19 protein-coding genes are annotated in these 18939 nt (G+C 39.7%); 5 read left to right on the top strand and 14 right to left on the bottom strand.

Going from position 1 to position 18939, the window contains the following annotated elements:
• Position 1: 1 nt before the first annotated feature.
• Positions 2-550, bottom strand: a complete 549-nt coding sequence (locus tag WAA15_RS17415; protein WP_337044094.1) for a hypothetical protein — start codon at positions 548-550, stop codon at positions 2-4.
• A gap of 4 nt (positions 551-554) precedes the next feature.
• Positions 555-1061: an RNA polymerase sigma factor gene (locus tag WAA15_RS17410; protein WP_337044093.1), complete on the bottom strand. Its 507-nt coding sequence runs from the start codon at positions 1059-1061 to the stop codon at positions 555-557.
• A gap of 180 nt (positions 1062-1241) precedes the next feature.
• On the opposite strand from WAA15_RS17410, the gene WAA15_RS17405 reads away from it, so the two are divergent.
• Positions 1242-1826 carry a Crp/Fnr family transcriptional regulator gene (locus WAA15_RS17405; protein ID WP_337044092.1) on the top strand — a complete coding sequence of 195 codons (585 nt, stop codon included), beginning with the start codon at positions 1242-1244 and terminating at the stop codon, positions 1824-1826.
• 94 nt (positions 1827-1920) lie between these two features.
• Positions 1921-2505, top strand: a complete 585-nt coding sequence (locus tag WAA15_RS17400; protein ID WP_337044091.1) for a DinB family protein — start codon at positions 1921-1923, stop codon at positions 2503-2505.
• A 43-nt stretch (positions 2506-2548) separates the two neighbouring features.
• Here the strand turns inward: WAA15_RS17400 and recJ are convergent, their stop codons facing one another.
• From recJ to nusB, 12 genes are all read right to left on the bottom strand, one after another.
• On the bottom strand, positions 2549-4264 hold the full coding sequence (gene recJ, locus WAA15_RS17395) for a single-stranded-DNA-specific exonuclease RecJ (RefSeq protein ID WP_337044090.1): 1716 nt from the start codon (positions 4262-4264) through the stop codon (positions 2549-2551).
• Between the two features lie 23 nt (positions 4265-4287).
• Positions 4288-6432 carry a 3-hydroxyacyl-CoA dehydrogenase NAD-binding domain-containing protein gene (locus WAA15_RS17390; RefSeq protein WP_337044089.1) on the bottom strand — a complete coding sequence of 715 codons (2145 nt, stop codon included), beginning with the start codon at positions 6430-6432 and terminating at the stop codon, positions 4288-4290.
• Positions 6422-6934: a hypothetical protein gene (locus tag WAA15_RS17385; protein WP_337044088.1), complete on the bottom strand. Its 513-nt coding sequence runs from the start codon at positions 6932-6934 to the stop codon at positions 6422-6424. The genes WAA15_RS17390 and WAA15_RS17385 overlap by 11 nt, the downstream gene beginning before the upstream one ends.
• Before the next feature lie 113 nt (positions 6935-7047).
• Complete coding sequence (locus WAA15_RS17380; protein WP_337044087.1) at positions 7048-7410, bottom strand: DUF1304 domain-containing protein; 363 nt, start codon at positions 7408-7410, stop codon at positions 7048-7050.
• Positions 7411-7448: 38 nt separating this feature from the next.
• Complete coding sequence (locus WAA15_RS17375; RefSeq protein ID WP_337044086.1) at positions 7449-8366, bottom strand: S66 peptidase family protein; 918 nt, start codon at positions 8364-8366, stop codon at positions 7449-7451.
• 29 nt (positions 8367-8395) lie between these two features.
• On the bottom strand, positions 8396-9355 hold the full coding sequence (locus tag WAA15_RS17370) for an ion channel (RefSeq protein WP_337044085.1): 960 nt from the start codon (positions 9353-9355) through the stop codon (positions 8396-8398).
• A gap of 80 nt (positions 9356-9435) precedes the next feature.
• Complete coding sequence (locus WAA15_RS17365; protein ID WP_337044084.1) at positions 9436-9741, bottom strand: DUF721 domain-containing protein; 306 nt, start codon at positions 9739-9741, stop codon at positions 9436-9438.
• Positions 9742-9829: 88 nt separating this feature from the next.
• Positions 9830-10483: a hypothetical protein gene (locus WAA15_RS17360; RefSeq protein ID WP_337044083.1), complete on the bottom strand. Its 654-nt coding sequence runs from the start codon at positions 10481-10483 to the stop codon at positions 9830-9832.
• Between the two features lie 81 nt (positions 10484-10564).
• Positions 10565-10843, bottom strand: coding sequence for a preprotein translocase subunit YajC (yajC, locus tag WAA15_RS17355; RefSeq protein WP_337044082.1), 279 nt, complete (start codon positions 10841-10843; stop codon positions 10565-10567).
• Between the two features lie 52 nt (positions 10844-10895).
• Positions 10896-11366 carry a DUF1573 domain-containing protein gene (locus tag WAA15_RS17350; RefSeq protein ID WP_337044081.1) on the bottom strand — a complete coding sequence of 157 codons (471 nt, stop codon included), beginning with the start codon at positions 11364-11366 and terminating at the stop codon, positions 10896-10898.
• Positions 11367-11379: 13 nt separating this feature from the next.
• The gene (locus WAA15_RS17345; protein ID WP_337044080.1) at positions 11380-11700 is read right to left on the bottom strand and encodes a YtxH domain-containing protein; all 321 of its coding nucleotides are present in this window, start codon (positions 11698-11700) and stop codon (positions 11380-11382) included.
• Between the two features lie 96 nt (positions 11701-11796).
• Positions 11797-12933: a transcription antitermination factor NusB gene (gene nusB / locus WAA15_RS17340; protein ID WP_337044079.1), complete on the bottom strand. Its 1137-nt coding sequence runs from the start codon at positions 12931-12933 to the stop codon at positions 11797-11799.
• Between the two features lie 329 nt (positions 12934-13262).
• Between nusB and WAA15_RS17335 the strand changes: the two genes are divergently transcribed.
• The 3 genes from WAA15_RS17335 to WAA15_RS17325 all read left to right on the top strand — a co-directional run bounded on the left by WAA15_RS17335 (position 13263) and on the right by WAA15_RS17325 (position 18913).
• A complete protein-coding gene (locus WAA15_RS17335) occupies positions 13263-14756 on the top strand; it encodes a S41 family peptidase (protein ID WP_337044078.1) in 1494 nt (497 codons plus the stop codon).
• A gap of 100 nt (positions 14757-14856) precedes the next feature.
• The gene (locus WAA15_RS17330; RefSeq protein ID WP_337044077.1) at positions 14857-16314 is read left to right on the top strand and encodes a S41 family peptidase; all 1458 of its coding nucleotides are present in this window, start codon (positions 14857-14859) and stop codon (positions 16312-16314) included.
• A gap of 103 nt (positions 16315-16417) precedes the next feature.
• Positions 16418-18913: a DEAD/DEAH box helicase gene (locus tag WAA15_RS17325; RefSeq protein ID WP_337044076.1), complete on the top strand. Its 2496-nt coding sequence runs from the start codon at positions 16418-16420 to the stop codon at positions 18911-18913.
• The last annotated feature ends 26 nt before the right edge of the window (positions 18914-18939 follow it).

The following is an 18939-nucleotide window of genomic DNA, read 5'->3' as shown; positions in this document are numbered from 1 at the left end:
TTTAGATTTTAGTAACCATTTTTCTGATTATATCTGATTTCTGTTGCTCTATTGAAGTAAGTTGTTCTATCAGTTCGGGTTCGGTATTGTAGTTACCTATGGCCGATTTAAGCTCATTACTAGCGGTATTTAATTCTTCGAGTTCGGTTTTAAGGCGTTCAAATTCCTGATTCTGGCACACATAGGTTTGCTGTTTACAATAGGCCATCAGCATTTCGTATTGTTTCTGGCTATCGTCGGCAGGTCGGAGCAAGAGGTTATCATCAATTTTTTCCTCTGAATAGCGAACGTTATCAGGAATCGAAACATAAAAGAACAGGATGCCTGCTACTAATATTACAGAGGCCGCTACTGCAATTGCAAGCCATGCGCCCATGCGTGATTTTGGCTGAACCACCGTTAACTGAGCTATGATGCCATCCCAGTTTTTTTCATCAGGCTCATACGCTGGCAACTGGCTGATAGCTTTTTGCAGGGTATCATCGTTCAGTCTGGCTTCAATATTCTTCCAGATTTCTTCCGAAGGTTCATATTCTGGTAAATGATACATAGCTTTAATAATTTAGAATACCCCTTAATTTCTTTTTTGCATGAAAAAGCTGCGACTTTGAAGTTCCTTCCGAAATACCCAATATCTCGGCAGTTTCTTTATGCGAATACCCTTCAACTTCTATCAGAATAAATACCATTCTGAAACCCTCTGGCAACGACTGAATAGCTTTTTCCAGATACTCTGCATCAATGGCACTACCCCAGTCAATCATGCTATCTTCTGTAATTTCTTCAATCAATTCCCATTGCTTTGGCTTTTGTAGCTTCTGATAGGCTTTTCTTACTACAATTGTTTTTATCCATGCCCCTAGTGTTGCCTCTGCCCTGTAAGTTTCCAGTTTTCTGAAAATATCCAGAAAAGCATCCTGCAATACATCGTTGGCATCATCAAAATCTCCAGTTAGCCGATAAGCAAGCGTATACATAGCTCGCTTGTAGCGGTCGTAAAGTGTCCGCTGGGCAACTCTGTTATTTTGTAAGCAAGCAGCAACTAGTTCAGTTTCGGTCATGGATAATTTTTTAGAGCAACTTTATTATAAAGTGTAAGAATACTAACAGAAAGGTTGTATACGGTTTTTATTTTTTTACAAAATAGACAACTATATTAAACTATTGCCAGATTATGATGCTCAACTTATCATTATCTTTGGCAGATTTACCTTTAATTGCCAAACATCGTACTTTCAGATATGACCGATGCTCTTTTACAACTCAGACAGCTTGTTACTGCTATTGCCCCCTTTAGTGAGAATGATTGGGAAAACTTTGCGGGTATCTGGAAAATTTTTTCGGCAAAGCGAAAGGAAATTATTACTACCATTGACGACACTGAGCGGTATCTGTATTTTGTAGCCGAGGGTGTGCAAAGAGTATATTATTTTGATGAACAAGGCCGGGAAGCAACATTGGTATTTACGTACAATCCATCGTTCGGAGGGGTAATTGATTCGTTTATATTGCAGCAGCCTTCAAAATATTTTTATGAGACCCTCACGCCGTCGGTCTTTTTAAGGGCTTCATACTATGATTTTCAAAAACAGATGGCGCATAACACGGGTATCGAGCTATTGCTTAGGCAGGGTATTGCACAAGTGCTGTCAGGCGTACTTACACGGCTGGTTGAACTACAATGCTATTCATCAGAAGAGCGTTTTCTGCAATTACTTAAGCGTAGCCCACACATTTTACAGTTAGTGCCACACAAATATCTGGCAAATTATCTGGGAATTGATGCCACCAATTTCAGCAAACTCATTAATAAGCTCAAGATATAAATTCGGGTTTGGGCATATTGTTTAAAATGTTGGTAAATACCAATATTTTTCTTGCCACGGTGGGCCAACTTTGCGGCATAATAACACAATTAAAATGCACAGAACAGATAAAAAAACTTTACTGGCAAAGCTGGAAAGTCAGGTCGAAACACATCTGCAATTAAGTATCAGTAATTTCCAGAACCAACCTAACCATATTTTATTACAAACGGCCAGTAATGGTGGCTGGAGTATTGCCCAATGTATTGAGCACCTGAATAGCTACGGCCGTTATTATTTACCTCAGATTGAAAAAGCACTGGCAAACTATGTGGAGGTATCGTCAAATACCGGTTTTAGAAGTAGCTGGCTAGGAGCTTATTTTACCAGAATGATGCTGCCCACCAACACCAAAAAATATAAGGCATTTAAAGGCCATATTCCGGCCGTAAATCTGGACGCTCATGCTGTAATAGCCGAATTTATTGAACAGCAGGAAACTCTGTTGCGGTATCTGCAACAGGCGCAAGAGGTTGATTTGGATAAAATCAGGGTTCCTATTTCGCTTACCAAATGGATAAAGCTAAAACTGGGAGATACTTTTCAGTTTATGATTGCTCATGACCAGAGGCATCTGGAACAAGCTCAGCGTAATTTACCAGCCAACACAAGTAATAATCATTTACAGACGCTTGCCTGATAAAGTAAAGGCTACACGCTGATACAGGTGTAGCCTCCATGGTTTAATACTTGATGTCTTTCAACATGAGTTGAAGCGTGGTTTTATTGTTGAATGTGTTTTCATCAATCTGATAAGCCACTTTGAAATACTTGTTTTCTATGAGTTTAGGAAAATGTTCTTCTGCCATTCCGAAACCTACGGCCGTAAATATAGCTCCGGTTTCTTCCTCGAATAATTCGAGGCGAAGGTGTTTTTCTTTCATTACCCGCGGAGTATATTTCAGAGAAAGGTTTTCGGTAGCAAAAACAGGTTGCATATTGTCAGGGCCAAAGGGAGCCATCTGGTTGATAATCCTGTAAAATTTCGGAGAGATATCAGCTAGCCTGATTTTCAAATCAATACTTATAACAGGTGTCAGTTGTTCGTCAGTAATATATTTGGAAACAATTCGGTCGAACTCCTTCTGAAAAGGCAGAAGGTTATCAATACTAAGTGTCATACCGGCGGCGTGCTTGTGGCCGCCAAACTGCTCAAGCAAATGCGAACATTCTTCAATAGCTGCATATAAATCGAAGCCTGATACTGACCTTGCCGAACCCGCTGCTACCTGCTCTTTTGCTTTGGTAAAAATAATGGTAGGTCGATAGTACTTTTCGATACAACGGCTAGCTACAATTCCTATTACGCCCTTATGCCAGTCTTCTCTGTAAAGCACCGTACTTTTGGCTTTATTAACCAGCCAATCGTCGTTGGCTATCATGCTCAATGCCTCTTCCGTCATGCGGGTGTCGTGCCCTCGACGTTCAAGGTTATGTTTCTGGATTTCGTGTGCAAACTCAAGTGCTTCTTCATAGTTATCTGATAACAACAGCCTGACCGAATCTTTGGCGTGTTTAATACGGCCCGCTGCATTGATACGCGGCCCTAATATAAAAACTACGTTTTCGATACTCATGTTACTGTTATAACCAGCCACTTCTTTGAGGGCTTTTAACCCGATACGAGGGTTCTCATTGAGTTTCTTTAAACCATAGTAAGCCAGAATTCTGTTTTCGCCAGTAATAGGCACAATGTCTGAAGCAATACTAACTACGCACAAATCAATAAAATCGTAGAGGTTTTCGAGGGGTACCTGATTTTTTATACAATATGCCTGCAAGAGTTTAAAACCAACGCCGTTGCCTGTGAGTTCTTTGTAAGGATAACCACAATCTTTGCGTTTAGGGTCAAGTACTGCCGAGGCTTCGGGCAAATACTCGTCTGGCTCATGGTGGTCGCAGATAATAAAATCTATCTGGTATTGTTCTTTCGCTATTTTTACTTTATCCTGTGCTTTAATGCCGCAATCCAGACATATTATTAACGATACCCCCTGTTCGGCGGCCCATTCAATACCCTGTATCGAAACACCGTATCCTTCTGTGTAACGGTCAGGATTATAATATTCCAGATTTTTATAAAAAGTACACAAAAAGCCATACACTAATGCCACAGCGGTAGTACCGTCAACGTCGTAGTCACCATATATCATTATTTTTTGATTCTGGCTTATGGCTTCTTCTATACGGCTAACGGCATTACTCATGTCGGCCATCAGAAAAGGGTCGTGCAGATGTTCTAGTTGTGGCCTGAAAAACTGCTTAGCCTCTTCAAAACTGTGTATTCCTCTCTGCACAAGCATATTGGCGAGTGTGCGCTCTATGCTTAATTCTTTCGATAAAGATTCTGCTATTTCCTTTTCAGGGAGTGTTTTATATGCCCAACGTTTTTCCGACATTTATTCTATTCGCCTCCAAGCGTTTATAAAGTTTTTACTAATTCTTTTTGTTGAGGTGTAAGCCTGAACCTTTCGCCGTATGTATCGGCCAGACGGTCGCATTCTGTTAAAAAGATTTCTTTACCCACAAAATCAGGAAAATTGAGTGTTCCGCCTGCATAAGCCGGAAAACCCCATGCTAAAATTGAGCCTATATTGCCATCTAATTTAGTAAAAAGCACGCCTTCATCCATACATCTGATGGCTTCAACTACTTGTCTGTACAATAAGCGTTTTTTTACTTCTTCTACCTCTGGTTGTGTATCAGCCACAGGGAAATAGGTCGATAAGCCTTCCCACAAATATTTTTTACCATCGGCAGGGTATTCATAGAAGCCTTTTTTATTCTTTTTACCTAAGCGTCCCAAATCTTCAACCATTAGTCTGGTTGCCTGATAGCTTGCGTCTTCCTCGCTCAACGCGCCGTCTGCAATGGCCTGCTTTGAGATTTTCAAAGCCAAATCAAGTGCTACTTCGTCAGAAACCGCTAATGCACCCACGGGCATTCCTGCATTTTTGCCCGCGTTTTCAATAAGCACGGGGTCAACGCCGTCTTTTAACAATGCTATGCCTTCGGTGGTGTAGGTGCCAAAGCAACGCGAGGTATAAAAACCTCTTGAATCGTTCACGACAATAGGCGTTTTTCTGATTTTTTTCACATAATCAACTGCCAGAGCTACCGCATAATCAGAAGTTTCTTTGCCACGAATCAGTTCAACGAGCATCATTTTATCGACTGGGGAAAAGAAATGAATTCCGATAAAGTTTTCAGGCTTTGCCGAAGCCTTCGCCAAACCCGTAATAGGCAAGGTTGAAGTATTCGACCCAAACACACCGCCTTCTGCCAGCATCGGCTCGGCTTCTTTGGTAACGGTGGCTTTTAGTTCACGGTTTTCAAAAACAGCTTCAATAATTAAATCACAACGATTCAGGTCTTGTGTGTTATCAGTTGTTTTGATGAAAGATAACAGTTGTTCTCCTTTTTCGGGGGTAGTTTTGCCTCGTTCAATACCTTTTTGCACCAGACTTCTGGCATAATCCTTTCCTTTCTCGGCACTTTCTACACTCACATCTTTCAATATTACTTCAATACCTGCCATAGCCGAAACATACGCAATACCAGAACCCATAAAACCAGCCCCCAGAATACCCAGTTTCTTTACCTCTGTCTTAGGGATATTCTTAGGGCGGCTTGCGCCTTTATCTGCCTCATTTTTACCCAGAAACATAACACCTATCAGGTTTTTGGCTTCTTTTGAGGTAGCTACTTTTACAAAATGCCTTACTTCGACAGGAATGGCCCTATCCATGTTTACCTGCAAGCCTTCATACACACAAGATAGTATCTCGATTGGTGCCGGATAATTCCCTTTGGTTTTGTCCATTACCATAGCTGTACCTCCTGCAAATGTGCGCGCACCCGTAGGCGACTGCACATTGCCGCCTGGCACCTTATAATTTTCACGAGCTTTAATAGCTCCTGTTTTTTTGTCGAACTCATCCCACGGTTGTATTGCTTTAGGGTTAGCCAATACCCATTTCATAGCCTTTTCCATCATTTCTTCTCTGGTAGTGGCCAAATCGTTCACCATACCGTAGCCAAGTGCTTCTTTCGGACTTACACGCTTGCCTTCAACCATCAGCATCAAGGCGGCTTCCATGCCTATGAGCCGTGGTAAACGCTGGGTACCCCCACCGCCGGGCAATAGACCGAGCTGTACTTCGGGTAAACCAATTTGCGCTTTGGGGTTGTCAAGGGCAATACGGTAATGGCAAGCCAGACATACCTCATACCCTCCGCCTAAGGCTGTTCCGTTAATGGCTGCAACCACAGGCTTGCCACAGGTTTCAAGCAGACGGAATATCTTATTGAATTCAAGAGAAAATTTATATGTTTCAGAGGGGTCTTTATCGTTATTCTGCAAAAGCATTTTTACGTCGGCACCTGCAATGAATTCATTCTTTTCAGACGTAATAATAATTCCTTTGACTTCGGGGTCGGCGTAGGCCTTCTGTAAATGTGATTCAAATTCAGGAATAGAAATATCGTTCAGGACATTCATGGGTGAGGTAGTCATGTTCCAACTGAGTACCGCCACATTGTTTTCAATTTTGTAGTTAATTTCCATTATATAAGGTTGAATTATAGGCTTCTACTATTTTATCTGCTTTTGCAAGGTCTTTTGTTCTGCCAAAAAGATGTAATATCCTGTATTGTTCTTTTAACGTAGGAATCTGGATAATCAGCTTACTGATTGCTATTTCTTTTGTTTCTTTCACTTCAAGTTTTTGCCAGAAACCCTCGTTGAACACCTCTAAATGGCCCATTACTTCTACAATTGCTTCATTCAGGCGGAATCTGCCAAAATTTGACCTGAACTTATCATCTCCCTCAGGAAAATAACTTTCCTGAATATGTTTATGCCATAGTTTTTTCAGAAAAGCGGCATCTCTTTCAGAGGTAAGGAGGTCAATATCGTTGGCAATAGAAAGAGGGATTCCTGCTAACACCAATGCTGAACTTCCAATAATGTAGAATGGGTCTTGCAATTGTGCCAAATCATCCGACAAAAACGCTATTGTATTTTCTATGTTTTCAAGAATACTCATTTCAAATAAGTATGCAAGCATACTGTTATACAAATATAGAAAATTATTCAGAATTTGCAGATTAATAAAGAGATGCTTTGTGAGGTGTATTTTATTTATCCAATATGCTACAAAAAACGAATTAGCAGTATATATCAGGCCAGCAACGTTATTATAAGAGCCAATATAGCCGGAACTGCCTGCACTACAAAAATTCTTTTACTAGCCGACATGGCTCCGTAAATACCTGCCACTATTACACAACCGAGAAAGAAAAAGGCTATATTTTTGCTCCATGCCACATCAGTAATGAATAAAGACCAGATGAGCCCTGCTGCTAAAAACCCATTATAAAGCCCCTGATTTGCTGCTAAAGAAACGGTCTTAGGAAACAACTCTTTCGGGAAAGTCTTAAATACCTTAGGACCTCGGGTTGTCCAAGCAAACATTTCAAGATAAAGTATATAGATATGCTCTAAAGCTACCAGACCTATCAGAATTTCAGAGAGTATTTTCATGGGTTTGTGTTTAAATAATAATGAATATATGGGCTAATTTAAGCAATAAAATTTTCAAATTCTAACTTTACCTCTTCATTACCTACAACCAGACTAGCCATTCTGCCACAGGCCATCGACCAGTTGATGGCGTCGTGTCCGACTGGAAAATCATAACAAACAGGATAACTATATTCGGCTGTATGCTCAGCCACAATTTCATGAATACTTTTACCAAAAGGCTCATCATTTTCTTTACTATCTGTAAACGAGCCTATTACTAATCCACTAAGGTTTTTAAGTTTGCCTGCCCTTTTTAACTGAATAAGCATCCGGTCGATATTATATAAATATTCCCCAACATCTTCAATAAAAAGAATGGCTCCGTCCCAGTTAATGTCTGACTCCGAGCCAATAACATGAGCCAGAAGGCACAAATTCCCGCCCGTAATTCTCCCATTTGCTGTACCCATACGGTTGCGTTCATTGGGTTTTACCTGATAATTAACACTTTTACCAAAAAGAAAAGCGTAAAGGGTTTCTACCGAAAACGCATCTCTTTTAAAGGTTTTGGGCATTGGTGCATGCAGGCTCTGAAAACCTAACGACTGCACATGGCTGTGCACGACCGTAATATCCGAAAAGCCTACTATCCACTTAGGGTTTTGTCTGAAAGCGGTAAAGTCTATTTTATCGATTATCCGAGAACTCCCATAACCACCCCGTGCCGAGAATATAGCTTTTACATCGGGGTTATTAAGGGCTTTCTGAAAATCAGCCGCGCGGATGTCGTCAGTTCCGGCAAAACCATAGTAGCTTGCGCTAACCGACTCCCCTATTATTACTTTTACTCCCCATTCGTTTTCCATTAATTTAATAGCCGATTTCAGGTCGCTCACATCGAGCTTACTTGCCATCGCCACAATAGCTACTGTATCACCTTTTTTTAATGCCGGAGGATAAACTAATGATTTCAAGGTTAATTAATTTATACTGATAATTTTATTTAGTAATTCAAATCTGCCTGCACGTAGTCGCTTATTTTTCTTAAATCAAGTACGTAACTTTCTTCTTCGTCATCTTCAACCATAGACGTAAACTTTGCTCCCCATATAATTTCATCGCAAATATACGAATGCCGCACATAGATAGAATCAGCGAAGGTATCATCTACCCCCTGAATAGCAATCAGGACTTCGGCATCGCAAGCAGCCAATGAAGTAGGTGTTTCGTTATAAAACGGGCTATCTTCGGTAATAGGATGAACGATTGTCCAGCTTGTAGGGAAGAAATTCACTTTTGACCGTTCGAGCGACAGCCCATAATACCGGCGATTACTTACGCCATCACGCTCTTCAATTTTCGAAAACACTATGCTTACATCCATATTAATGAGTTGGTTACCTCTTTCGTTAACCATTCTGAACATCAGGGCGTTTGTATCGAGGTAAGGAGCAATCAGGACATTCTTACTGAACAATATACGCGGGTTGGGCCTAGAAAAACGGCCATAGAGCAAGCCTGTTACAATTGCAAACATCATAAGCCCCACCAACGATTCTATACCAGCTACCCAACTGGCAGCAAATCCATCGGGCGAAATACGCCCATACCCTACCGTAGTAAGCGACTGCGCACTGAAAAAGAACGCATCCCAGAACTGTGAGTGAGTATTGGTCATGTTAGCTCCAACGAGGTGTTCAACGCCTATAAAATAATAAGTAAGCGCAAACAGCAGATTTAGCAGTAAATAAACCAACAGCACGATGAGGAAGAATACTTTCCAGCTCATCATGATAAAACGATTATATATATTGAGCCAGGCTTCGAAAGACTGCCCTATACGCTTTACATTAAATTCACCATTTGATTTCAGGAGTCTTTTACGTCGGTCGGTTAGTTTGGCACCAAAGCCTAAATCCTGACGATTCCGTTCGGTTTCGACAAGTAAACTTTTCTTTTTCATAGCAATGGGTAATGTTAATCTATTTTGGTATGCAGTATAGGCAAATTAACAAATATGCGCTAAAAAAATTCAGAAAAGCACTATAAAAAGATAACGTCGTCAATAACTGACTCGCCTACATCTTTATTAATTAAGTTTATGAGCTTACTTTTAGCCATGAAAAGCTCCTGACGAAGTGGAGAAGAATCTATACGGAGGTAAAGGGTGCGGTTTTTAACGTAGATTTCGGTTGTACGTGAAGCAATGGCTTTACCCATCATACGTTCCCAGAAGGCAACCAGATAGGTTTCATTAAACTTCGATTTAAGGTTGAAAGTTTTCAGAAATGCTTCAATGGCATCTTTTAAAGGCGTAGCCTGCGAACGACGAGCGGTTTCTGATGGCATTTCTTGAGGGATATTTGATAATTAAGGAACGATTAAAACGCTTAACCGTTCCTTAAAAATAGAAAATTTATTAGCAATAACCAATGGGTTATTTTAACAATTCGGCTACTTCAAAACTTACTGATGCCTTTTCGGTATTGACTTTTACCAGCGAATTTTTTGGAAAAGGAATTATAACTTTATCATCAAAGTTAACAGCCAGATTCTTAACTGGTATTTTCAGCAAGAAAGTATCCTGATACTTGTCTATCACTGAAGCTGGCCCTTCTACTACGACCTCGGCCGGACTTATATTTATCAGGCTTGCAATAACATAGTTTTTCTCGAGGTCAACGCCTAGGCTATCTACTTTTAACAGTACTCTTTTTTTATATTTTCTTTCAAAATTTAAAGCGAAAGTATCTGTTACAATGTAATTTATTTTGGAGTTAGTAAACTTTGCTGAAAGTTTTTCCATCAGCACGGTTGTGCTTAACTGGCTAACGCTCATGGGGTCTTCTACTTCATACTCCAGTGGTGTTGCATTGAACAACAAATTATCTTTTAGCAAATTCCAACCTGTACTCGACAGGCTCACCTTGATGGTTTTAGGTAAAGCTGTGGTTGGAACATACAGAGAATCGTTATACTTTATTTCCAGAGGGTAGTTTATCTTGGTTGTATAACCTGATTTATTCAGGGCATTTAGCAACCAGAAAATAAAAGCTGCTAAAAAACACAAGACTAATGTTTTAAAATTCATACGATTCAAGATTCGTGTACAGCTATTTTACTCAAAACCTGTGGGTTATATTCCTTGTACGGTCTGAGTGCAGGCACTAAACTATTTTTTTCGTGCAATTGACGATTTTTCAAACGTTAATCTGGCACCACCACCTGCCGAAATCGTAACAGTGGTTTCGTCTTTTGAAACTACTTTTCCGTGCATTCCGCCAAAAGTTACAATTTCATCACCTTCTTTCAGGTCTTCAACCATTTTCTTTTGGTCTTGTGCTTTTTTCTGTTGTGGGCGAATCATGAAGAAATAGAATACTGCAATCATTCCGACCATCATGATTATCGAAAACATTCCGCTTCCGCCTTGTGCTTGTAAGAGTATCATTTTATGTTTTTTATTTATTTCAGGTTTATAATTATACTTTAAAACTCAGTGTTTACTGATTCTCAGGCTTTGTAGCTTCGGCAGCAGGCTTGGCTGTTACTTCGGCTGTAAAAGAAATAACCGTTTGTGGCGGAACTGCATTTGAGTGAATCGTTACAAACTTTTTATTTACGCCTACTTTTCCGGTGCTATTAAAACGAACCACGATGGTGTCTTTCTGCCCAACTCCTACCGGAGTTTCTGGTTTTGAGGCAACCGTACAACCGCATTGCACCTGCACGTTCAGAATTTGCAGAGGGCTTTTACCCACATTTTTAAATGCGAATTTATGTTCTACGATATCGCCCTCTTTTAGTTTGCCAAAATCGAACGATTCTTCTTCAAACTCAATTTTTGGTGCATTTTCAGCAGCAGCCAGCGAGTCGGCAGTACTTGTTGTTTCTTTTGCGCTAATGAGGTTACAAGAGAAATTAAGCCCGCTTATCATAACTACTGCAACAATGCCTAGAAATACCTTTTTCATTATGCCTCAATAATTAGTTTTTTGATTTTATCTGATTCATCAACGACTCTACATCTTCCAACAATTTTTCAGCTTTCTGACGAGCCTCGCTTACTACTTTCTGGCCTTCGGCTTTGGCTGAGCTATCGCCACCTACTACTTCCATGGCTACTTCGTCGCCTCTTTCAATCAAATCATTAATAAATTTTTGTAATTGTTCGCGGTATCTTGATAACCGATACGCCAGTTTGTCGCGAGTAACTTCGCCTTTATCAGGAGCATATAAAATACCTAAAGCGGCCCCTGTTGCTACACCAACTAAAAATGAAATGAATGTTCTTGATGAGTTGCTCATAATACCCGTGTCCCGAATGGGAGATTTAGTAATGGATAATAATTAGACTTAACTTCCAATTCAAAAAGTGATTCTTTTTAAGATTGGTTCTTGAATTTATTTGTTATCTAGCATTCCACGGCCACTTTTACGTATTTTACCAGCATCTTTTAATTCTTTTGAAAGGCTATCTAAAATACCGTTCACAAACTGGCCACTTTTGGGTGTGCTATAATCTTTTGCTATTTCTATAATTTCGTTGATAGTTACTTTAATAGGAATACTCGGATAATTCAGCATTTCTACCAAAGCCATTTTCAGCAAAATCTGGTCGGTTTCCGAGATACGTTCAATTTCCCAATTTTTTAGTTTCGGAATCAGAATATCTTCCAGTTGGTTTTCTTCCAGAATACTTTTACGATACAAAGTTTGTAAAAAATCTTTTCTTTCTTCCCATTCTTCGTCTAAAAGAATAATTTTGAATCTGCCATCTTCAACGAACGACTGGAACGTATGCGTTACCGCTGCACGTAGCGTTTCAATATCATCAATCCAGTATAAGTCCTGTTTTTCGAAATACTCCCATGTAAGTTCATTTTTCAGAATTACATTTTTCAATAAATATTTCAAAAGAGCAAAGTCTTCTTCTAATGTATGATTTTTCTTGGCGCAATATTCTGTATAATGATTATTAACACGCAGTACTTCTCTATAAAGTTTGGCTATCAGTACCTGTTCGTTACTCCAGTCAACGTTACGTCGAATAGCCAGTGTTTCCAGAAGTTTCTCCTGACGAAGTTTCTTGATTATCTGATTGTCGGCTAATTTAGATTGAGTAGCAGTTCTTTCATCTGCTTCAGCGCGGTTGGCAAGTTCAATAAACAATAATAAAATTTGCAGATAAAAGTCGTAAACTTTTTCAGCTTCAATCACCATACGGCTGGCATAGTGGTCAATATCGCGTTTATTTTTAAGCAGAAAGAAATCCTTCGCTTTTTCAACTGACATTATCACCTCCTGTGGCGGATTGAAATCATCTTCTTCCTGACGAGAAAATGCTTCATGAAGTAGTTGCTGACCTAATTTTTTGTATCCCTCTAGTTTTTCGCGGTCCTGATATTCCATTGAGTTTAAATCAGGGGCAAAGTCGTCTGCAATGAGGTCTAATGATAATTGGAAATTCGCACCCTCGGCCTGTTTATAAGCATAGAGGGCTTGCATCGCACGAATTCGTATGAGGCGTCTGTTAAGCATGGGCGTTCAAAGAACGAGTTTTATTAAGCTGCAAAATTAATAAAAAACCGCATAAACACCCCATGCTTCTGCCGGAATTTCTTCTTTGCCCTCTTGAACACGCTTTTCTGGCAGCTGTTTTCATAATTTTACGTTCAGGTTTTGTATGGGCTTCCGATAGCAATAAATATCATATACCCAGTATAATATTTTGCATTAAAATACATTATTATATAACATCTGTTGTTTGTGCCAGCAGAACCTACTTTTTTGAATGGGGGATTCTGCCACAGACAATTAGGAAAATCAACTTTTTGCACTAAATTTGAAAGACAGAAAATTGGCCTGACATGAAAAAAGTATTTACTTATATAATCTTTCACACGCTCTTATGTATTAGTCTGCTTGCTTATTCCCAAACCTATTCGGCTGAACAGATTAAGGATGACTTAACGAAACTAAAAACCGAAATAGAGAAATATCACCCTGACCCCTACAAGTATATTTCAAAGGAAAAATATCAGTCGCTCTATGACTCTATCGTGCCAACAATTAAAGGCCGGCTAACCTTGCGCGAGGCTTATTTTACCTTACTGCCCATGGTTCAGGCTATTGGGTGTGGGCATACGCACATGATACTTGATAAACGCCTGCTCAGCAAAAATCCGTCTGGCTCCGACCGACCCAAATATTTTCCTTTTAGTGTGCGGCTTATCAACAACCAGCTATTGGTATCAAGAAACTATTCGGCAGAGAAAAAAATTACGAGAGGAACCGAAATTCTGGCTATTGACGGGCAACCTGTAAAAGAAATTCTGCAAAATCTGGAGCATAAGTCGTATTACAATGGCGATGGCATTAACCTGAATGCACGAAAATATTATACTATTCGTGAGTTCAGAAAACTATACTACATCTGGAAAGGCGAGCAGGATTCGTTCCTGATTAGTTATCGCAAGCAAGGGCAGGAAAAACCAAAAACCATTAAAATAGAAGCTAAAGACACCTATTTTATGGAAAAAATGCTTGAAACAAGATACCCCGATGTTGACGAAGATACTACCGGAATGGTTTCTTACAGAGTGATTGATTCAACCCAGAAAGTAGCATTGGTTGATGTACGGTCGTTTATGTATGATTTCAAGAACATAGGTAAAGGCAATTTTGAAGGAGAAACCAAAAAGATTTTCAGAAAACTGGAAGAAAATAAAATCGAAAACCTGATTCTTGACCTAAGAGGCAACTCTGGTGGTTTGCTGGAATATTCTATTTTCTTGCTAAGATATTTTACTAATCAACCTTTTGAGGCGTACCGTTTGGGCTTTCGGGATGAAAGTTTGCAGAAACTAAAACAGGATTATAAAAAATACGATGGGGTTTATGCCCGTGAAGCGGCCTCCAGACTAAACACCGAGTTTTCGGTCAGGAGTTCGGATGGTTTCCTTGAAAGTAAATATGCTCAGAAACAACGCCCGCATGATGAGTTCCGTTTTAATAAAAACGTATATGTACTCATGAACGGAGGCACATTTTCGGCGGCGGCCTTGTTGGTATCAAAACTACATAATATGGGTGTAGGCACTTATATAGGCATGGGTTGCGGTGGGGCTTATGATGGTTGCTCGGCTGCGCAGTTTTCAACTATCCAGTTGCCTAATACATCGCTCGAAATCTATTTGCCACTTGGTAAAATCTCTTACAATATTGATGCTGAGAAATATAACAAACCTATTTTACAGCCAGACTTTGAAGTAAATGCTAATCTTGACGATTTTCTTAAAAACGAAGACACCGTTTTGAAATTTACTTTAGACCTCATTAAAAACAAAGTCAGAATAAGATAGTTCGCCAGTAATGCTGCTGAGGTGTTGATATTTAATTGTTTTTTCATGCCATCATGAACAAAACATTTCTACTTTTACAAAAACACTCGTCTACTCATTAATGAAAAAGTTATTATTAGTATGCTTCGTTTTTTGTTGTTTTAAGGCTTACCCGCAGAAACAAACATTTTCGGTGGAAGAAATCAGGCAAGATATGGCTGTTCTGAAACGAAAATTTGAGAAGCTACACTCGGGCATGTACTATTATACTACCCAAAAACATTATGAAAGATTTTACGACTCACTTTATAATAGCATTCAAGCTCCGGTTAGTTATCTGGAGGCCTACCGTTTACTAGCTCAATTGGTTACAGAAGTAAAAGACGGCCATACGGGTATCCGATTTAATAAAAAACGTTTTAATACTAAAAAACTAAAGCTCGTTCCTTTCTATCTGCGTAAGATTGACAACAAATATTACATTAGCCTTAATACATCGGCCGACTCTACTATTATCAGAGGGTCCGAAGTACTGCTTATTAATAATGAACCCATTGCACCTTTACTTGAAAAATTAAAAGCGTTTGTTTCTAGCGATAATGGCAACGAAGAAGCCAAATATTATTACGCCACCGGAGCATTCCCTAACTACTATTTACGCCAATATGGCGAAAAGGACTCCATTATAATTACTTATAAGCTACCCAGAAACGATTCGGTTTTCAGCAAAAAAGTAGCTTGTCTGACATCTAAAGAAATCAATAAAATTTCAGATAAACGCTATAAAACCTTTAATCGGCCTAATCTTGGCTTAAAAGTCATCGACAGCCTGAACCATATTGCTTTACTCAATATTACTGAGTTTAGTATGGCAGGCAAGTTTTTTGACCCCACCCAAATCAAGTTTAAAAGAACTCTCAAAAAAAGATTTAAACAGATAAAAGCACAAGGAATCGAACACCTAGTGCTGGATTTCAGAGGAAACGGGGGCGGTTACGTACCTAATATCTCAAGGGTGCTAAAATACTTGTCGCCGACCCCTTTTACAATTATTGATACAATGGGCTTTAAGAGAAAGGCCTATTTCACTATTGCCAAGCCTTATCATATTAGCCCGCCGCTTGTATTATGGATGGCTTTCTCTAAACGAAAAGGAGACTTTATGTATAGGGTAAACCGAAAAAACAATAACCAGAAACCCGTAAAAAAATGGGATTACAGGGGTAAAACTTATTTCCTGACAGACCCTGGGTGTTATTCGGCCACTACTTTTACGCTTAATATAGCCAAAGATTTGGGCATCGGGCAGGCTTTTATCGGGCAGCCTGTTGGCGGGGCTAGCTGGGGAAGTTTTGCAGGCACATGGCAGGATTTTAAACTTCCTAATACGAAATACATCATTCATACACCCTTATATAAGATTGTTCATCGTTTGCCGAACAAGGTAAACAACGGCTTTTTTCTTGACCTCGACTACGAAGTGAACCGAAACTACGAGGAATTATTAAAGAATAACACAAGTGTGATTGATTTCACGGTTGATATGATTCGGGCAAGTAAAGCCGCTCATTCAAGATAATACCCTCTTGCAGGGCTGGTAGTAAAATTGAGGTTTACAAGTTCTTAATCATGAAAAAATTGTAACTTCGGGCACTTTTAAGATATTATCTACCTATTTCGAAATGGCACTACAAAAATTATCTAAAAGCAAGGCTTCCAGAAAAAACAAGATAGAAACTCCCAAAAAAATATCTTATTACCGGAAACCTGACGGGCTTTCGCTAGACCAATGGCAAATAGCTCTTCGGAAACAATTCGGGGAAGACAACGAAAACGAGTTCAGGATTACAAATATTGGTAATCAGGAATTTTTCTCAGATTTTCAGGTAACCAATACGCAAACCAGTAATACTTACAAAGTAGCTATCAGAAGTGCCGATGATAGCCAGAATTTCTGCGAATGTTTCGATTTCAAAACTAATCGGCTAGGTATATGTAAGCATATCAGTGCAGTTATGCATCACCTAAGCAAGATTAAAGGCTATAAAAAAGCCATGAAAGAAGGTTTTCATCCGCATTATACCTCGGTATATGTCGACTACCGCAACGGAAGAGACATAAAAATCAGGATTGGCTCTGAAAACAAAGATGAATATGAAGCCTTAGCCAAAACATATTTCGATACCAATCATAGTTTAAAGGAGGCATCTTTTGGAGTATTTGAATTATTTCTGGAAAAAGCCGCAGCTTTAAGCAGGGCGTTCAGGTGCTACCCAGATGCCATAGACCTCGTTATTGCTGAACGGGATAAAATCAGGCGGAGAGACTACTTGTGGCGCATTATGCCCGATGGCGAAAACGACAGGTATTTTGATGATTTACTGAAAGTTCCTTTGTTTCCGTACCAGCGCAAAGGGGTATTTTTTGCTGCGTTGGCTGGAAAAAGCCTCATTGCTGACGAAATGGGGCTAGGTAAAACCTTACAGGCCATTGCCACAGCCGAATTGTACAGAAAAGAATTAGGTATTAACAGGGTATTGATTGTATGCCCTACTTCGTTGAAATATCAGTGGAAAACAGAAATCGAAAAATTTACAGATAGCAGCGTATATGTTGTTGAAGGCAGCTTGCAAAAACGCAAAGACCGCTACTGGCGAACAGATGCGTTTTATGTGATTGTGAGTTACCATACCATGACGCACGACCTCGACTGGCTGAACAGAATGGAACCCGACCTTGTGATTCTGGACGAAGCACAACGCATAAAAAACTGGAAAACGAAGGTATCGCAGCAAATCAAAAGAATTGTAACACCCTACGCTATTGTATTAACAGGTACACCGCTTGAAAATAAACTCGAAGAATTATATTCTATTATGCAGTTTATTGATGTGTTTCGTCTAGGGCCTATGTATCGTTTTCTGAACGAGTACCAGATTACTGATGATTCAGGCAAAATAATATGTTATAAAAACCTGAACAAAATAGCAGAAACACTCAGGGATGTGCTGATTCGCCGGACTAAAAAGGAAGTTTTGTCAGAATTGCCTAAACGGATGGATAAAAATCTGTTTGTTCCGATGACTCCACAGCAAATGAAGGTGCATCATGAATTAGGCGATACCGTTGCCAAAGTAGTAAACAAATGGCGTAAGTTTGGTTTCCTGAACGAAACTGACCGCAAACGGCTGGTTTTAACCTTAAGCCAGATGCGCATGGTTTGTGACAGCACTTACATTCTAGACCAGAAATCAAGGCATGATACAAAAATAGAAGAGGTAATGAATATTCTGGATGAGGTTTTTGAAACCTCCGAAGAAAAAGTGGTGATATTCAGCCAATGGGAACGCATGACCCGCCTCGTAGCACAAGAGCTTGAACAACGCAACATCCAGTTTGAGTATTTGTATGGAGGTGTAGAAAGCATCAAGAGGAAAGATTTACTGGAAAACTTCCAGAATAATCCACAAAGCCGTGTTTTCTTATCGACCGATGCCGGAGGAGTTGGGTTAAACCTGCAAAATGCCTCTTTATTAATTAACCTTGATATTCCGTGGAATCCAGCAGTACTCGAACAACGCATAGCACGCATTTATCGTCTGGGGCAAGAAAAAAATGTATCAGTCATTAACCTTATTGCCACAGGAACCATCGAACAACGAATGCTTGACGTACTGGAATTTAAAGGAGCTATGGCCAAAGGTGTGCTTGATGGTGGCGAAGATACTATCTTTATTGGCGAAGACCAGTTCAAACAATTTATGAACTCAGTCGAAAACCTTATTGAGATTCCGGCCGAACAAAAAGAATCAATGGTTGAAGATGATACCGACGAGCACATTAAATATGAACTCCCCGATGATTTACTGGTTGATACACCCGAAGGTGCAACTACCTTCATGGGCGATGACGACGTAAAACAAACCGAGCAGCCCAACCTTAGTGTATCTGCCAGCAACCCGCCTGCACACGAGTTATTACAGAATGGCATAAATTTTTTCGCTCAACTAGGGCAAACACTTAAAAGCCCGGAGGCTACACAAGCGTTGATTAATAGCATTACGCAAAAAGACGAAAACGGCAAGGTTTATTTAAAGATTCCGGTCGAAAACGAAGAGGTTATCAGTAATGCCTTACAAGTATTAAGCACTCTGTTTGGGGCATTTACGAAACAATAAACGGGTATTATTTACCCAGTAAAATT

Source organism: Emticicia sp. 17c (assembly GCF_037153985.1).
Lineage (GTDB): Bacteria > Bacteroidota > Bacteroidia > Cytophagales > Spirosomataceae > Emticicia.
This window is presented reverse-complemented; position numbering and strand designations above follow the sequence as displayed.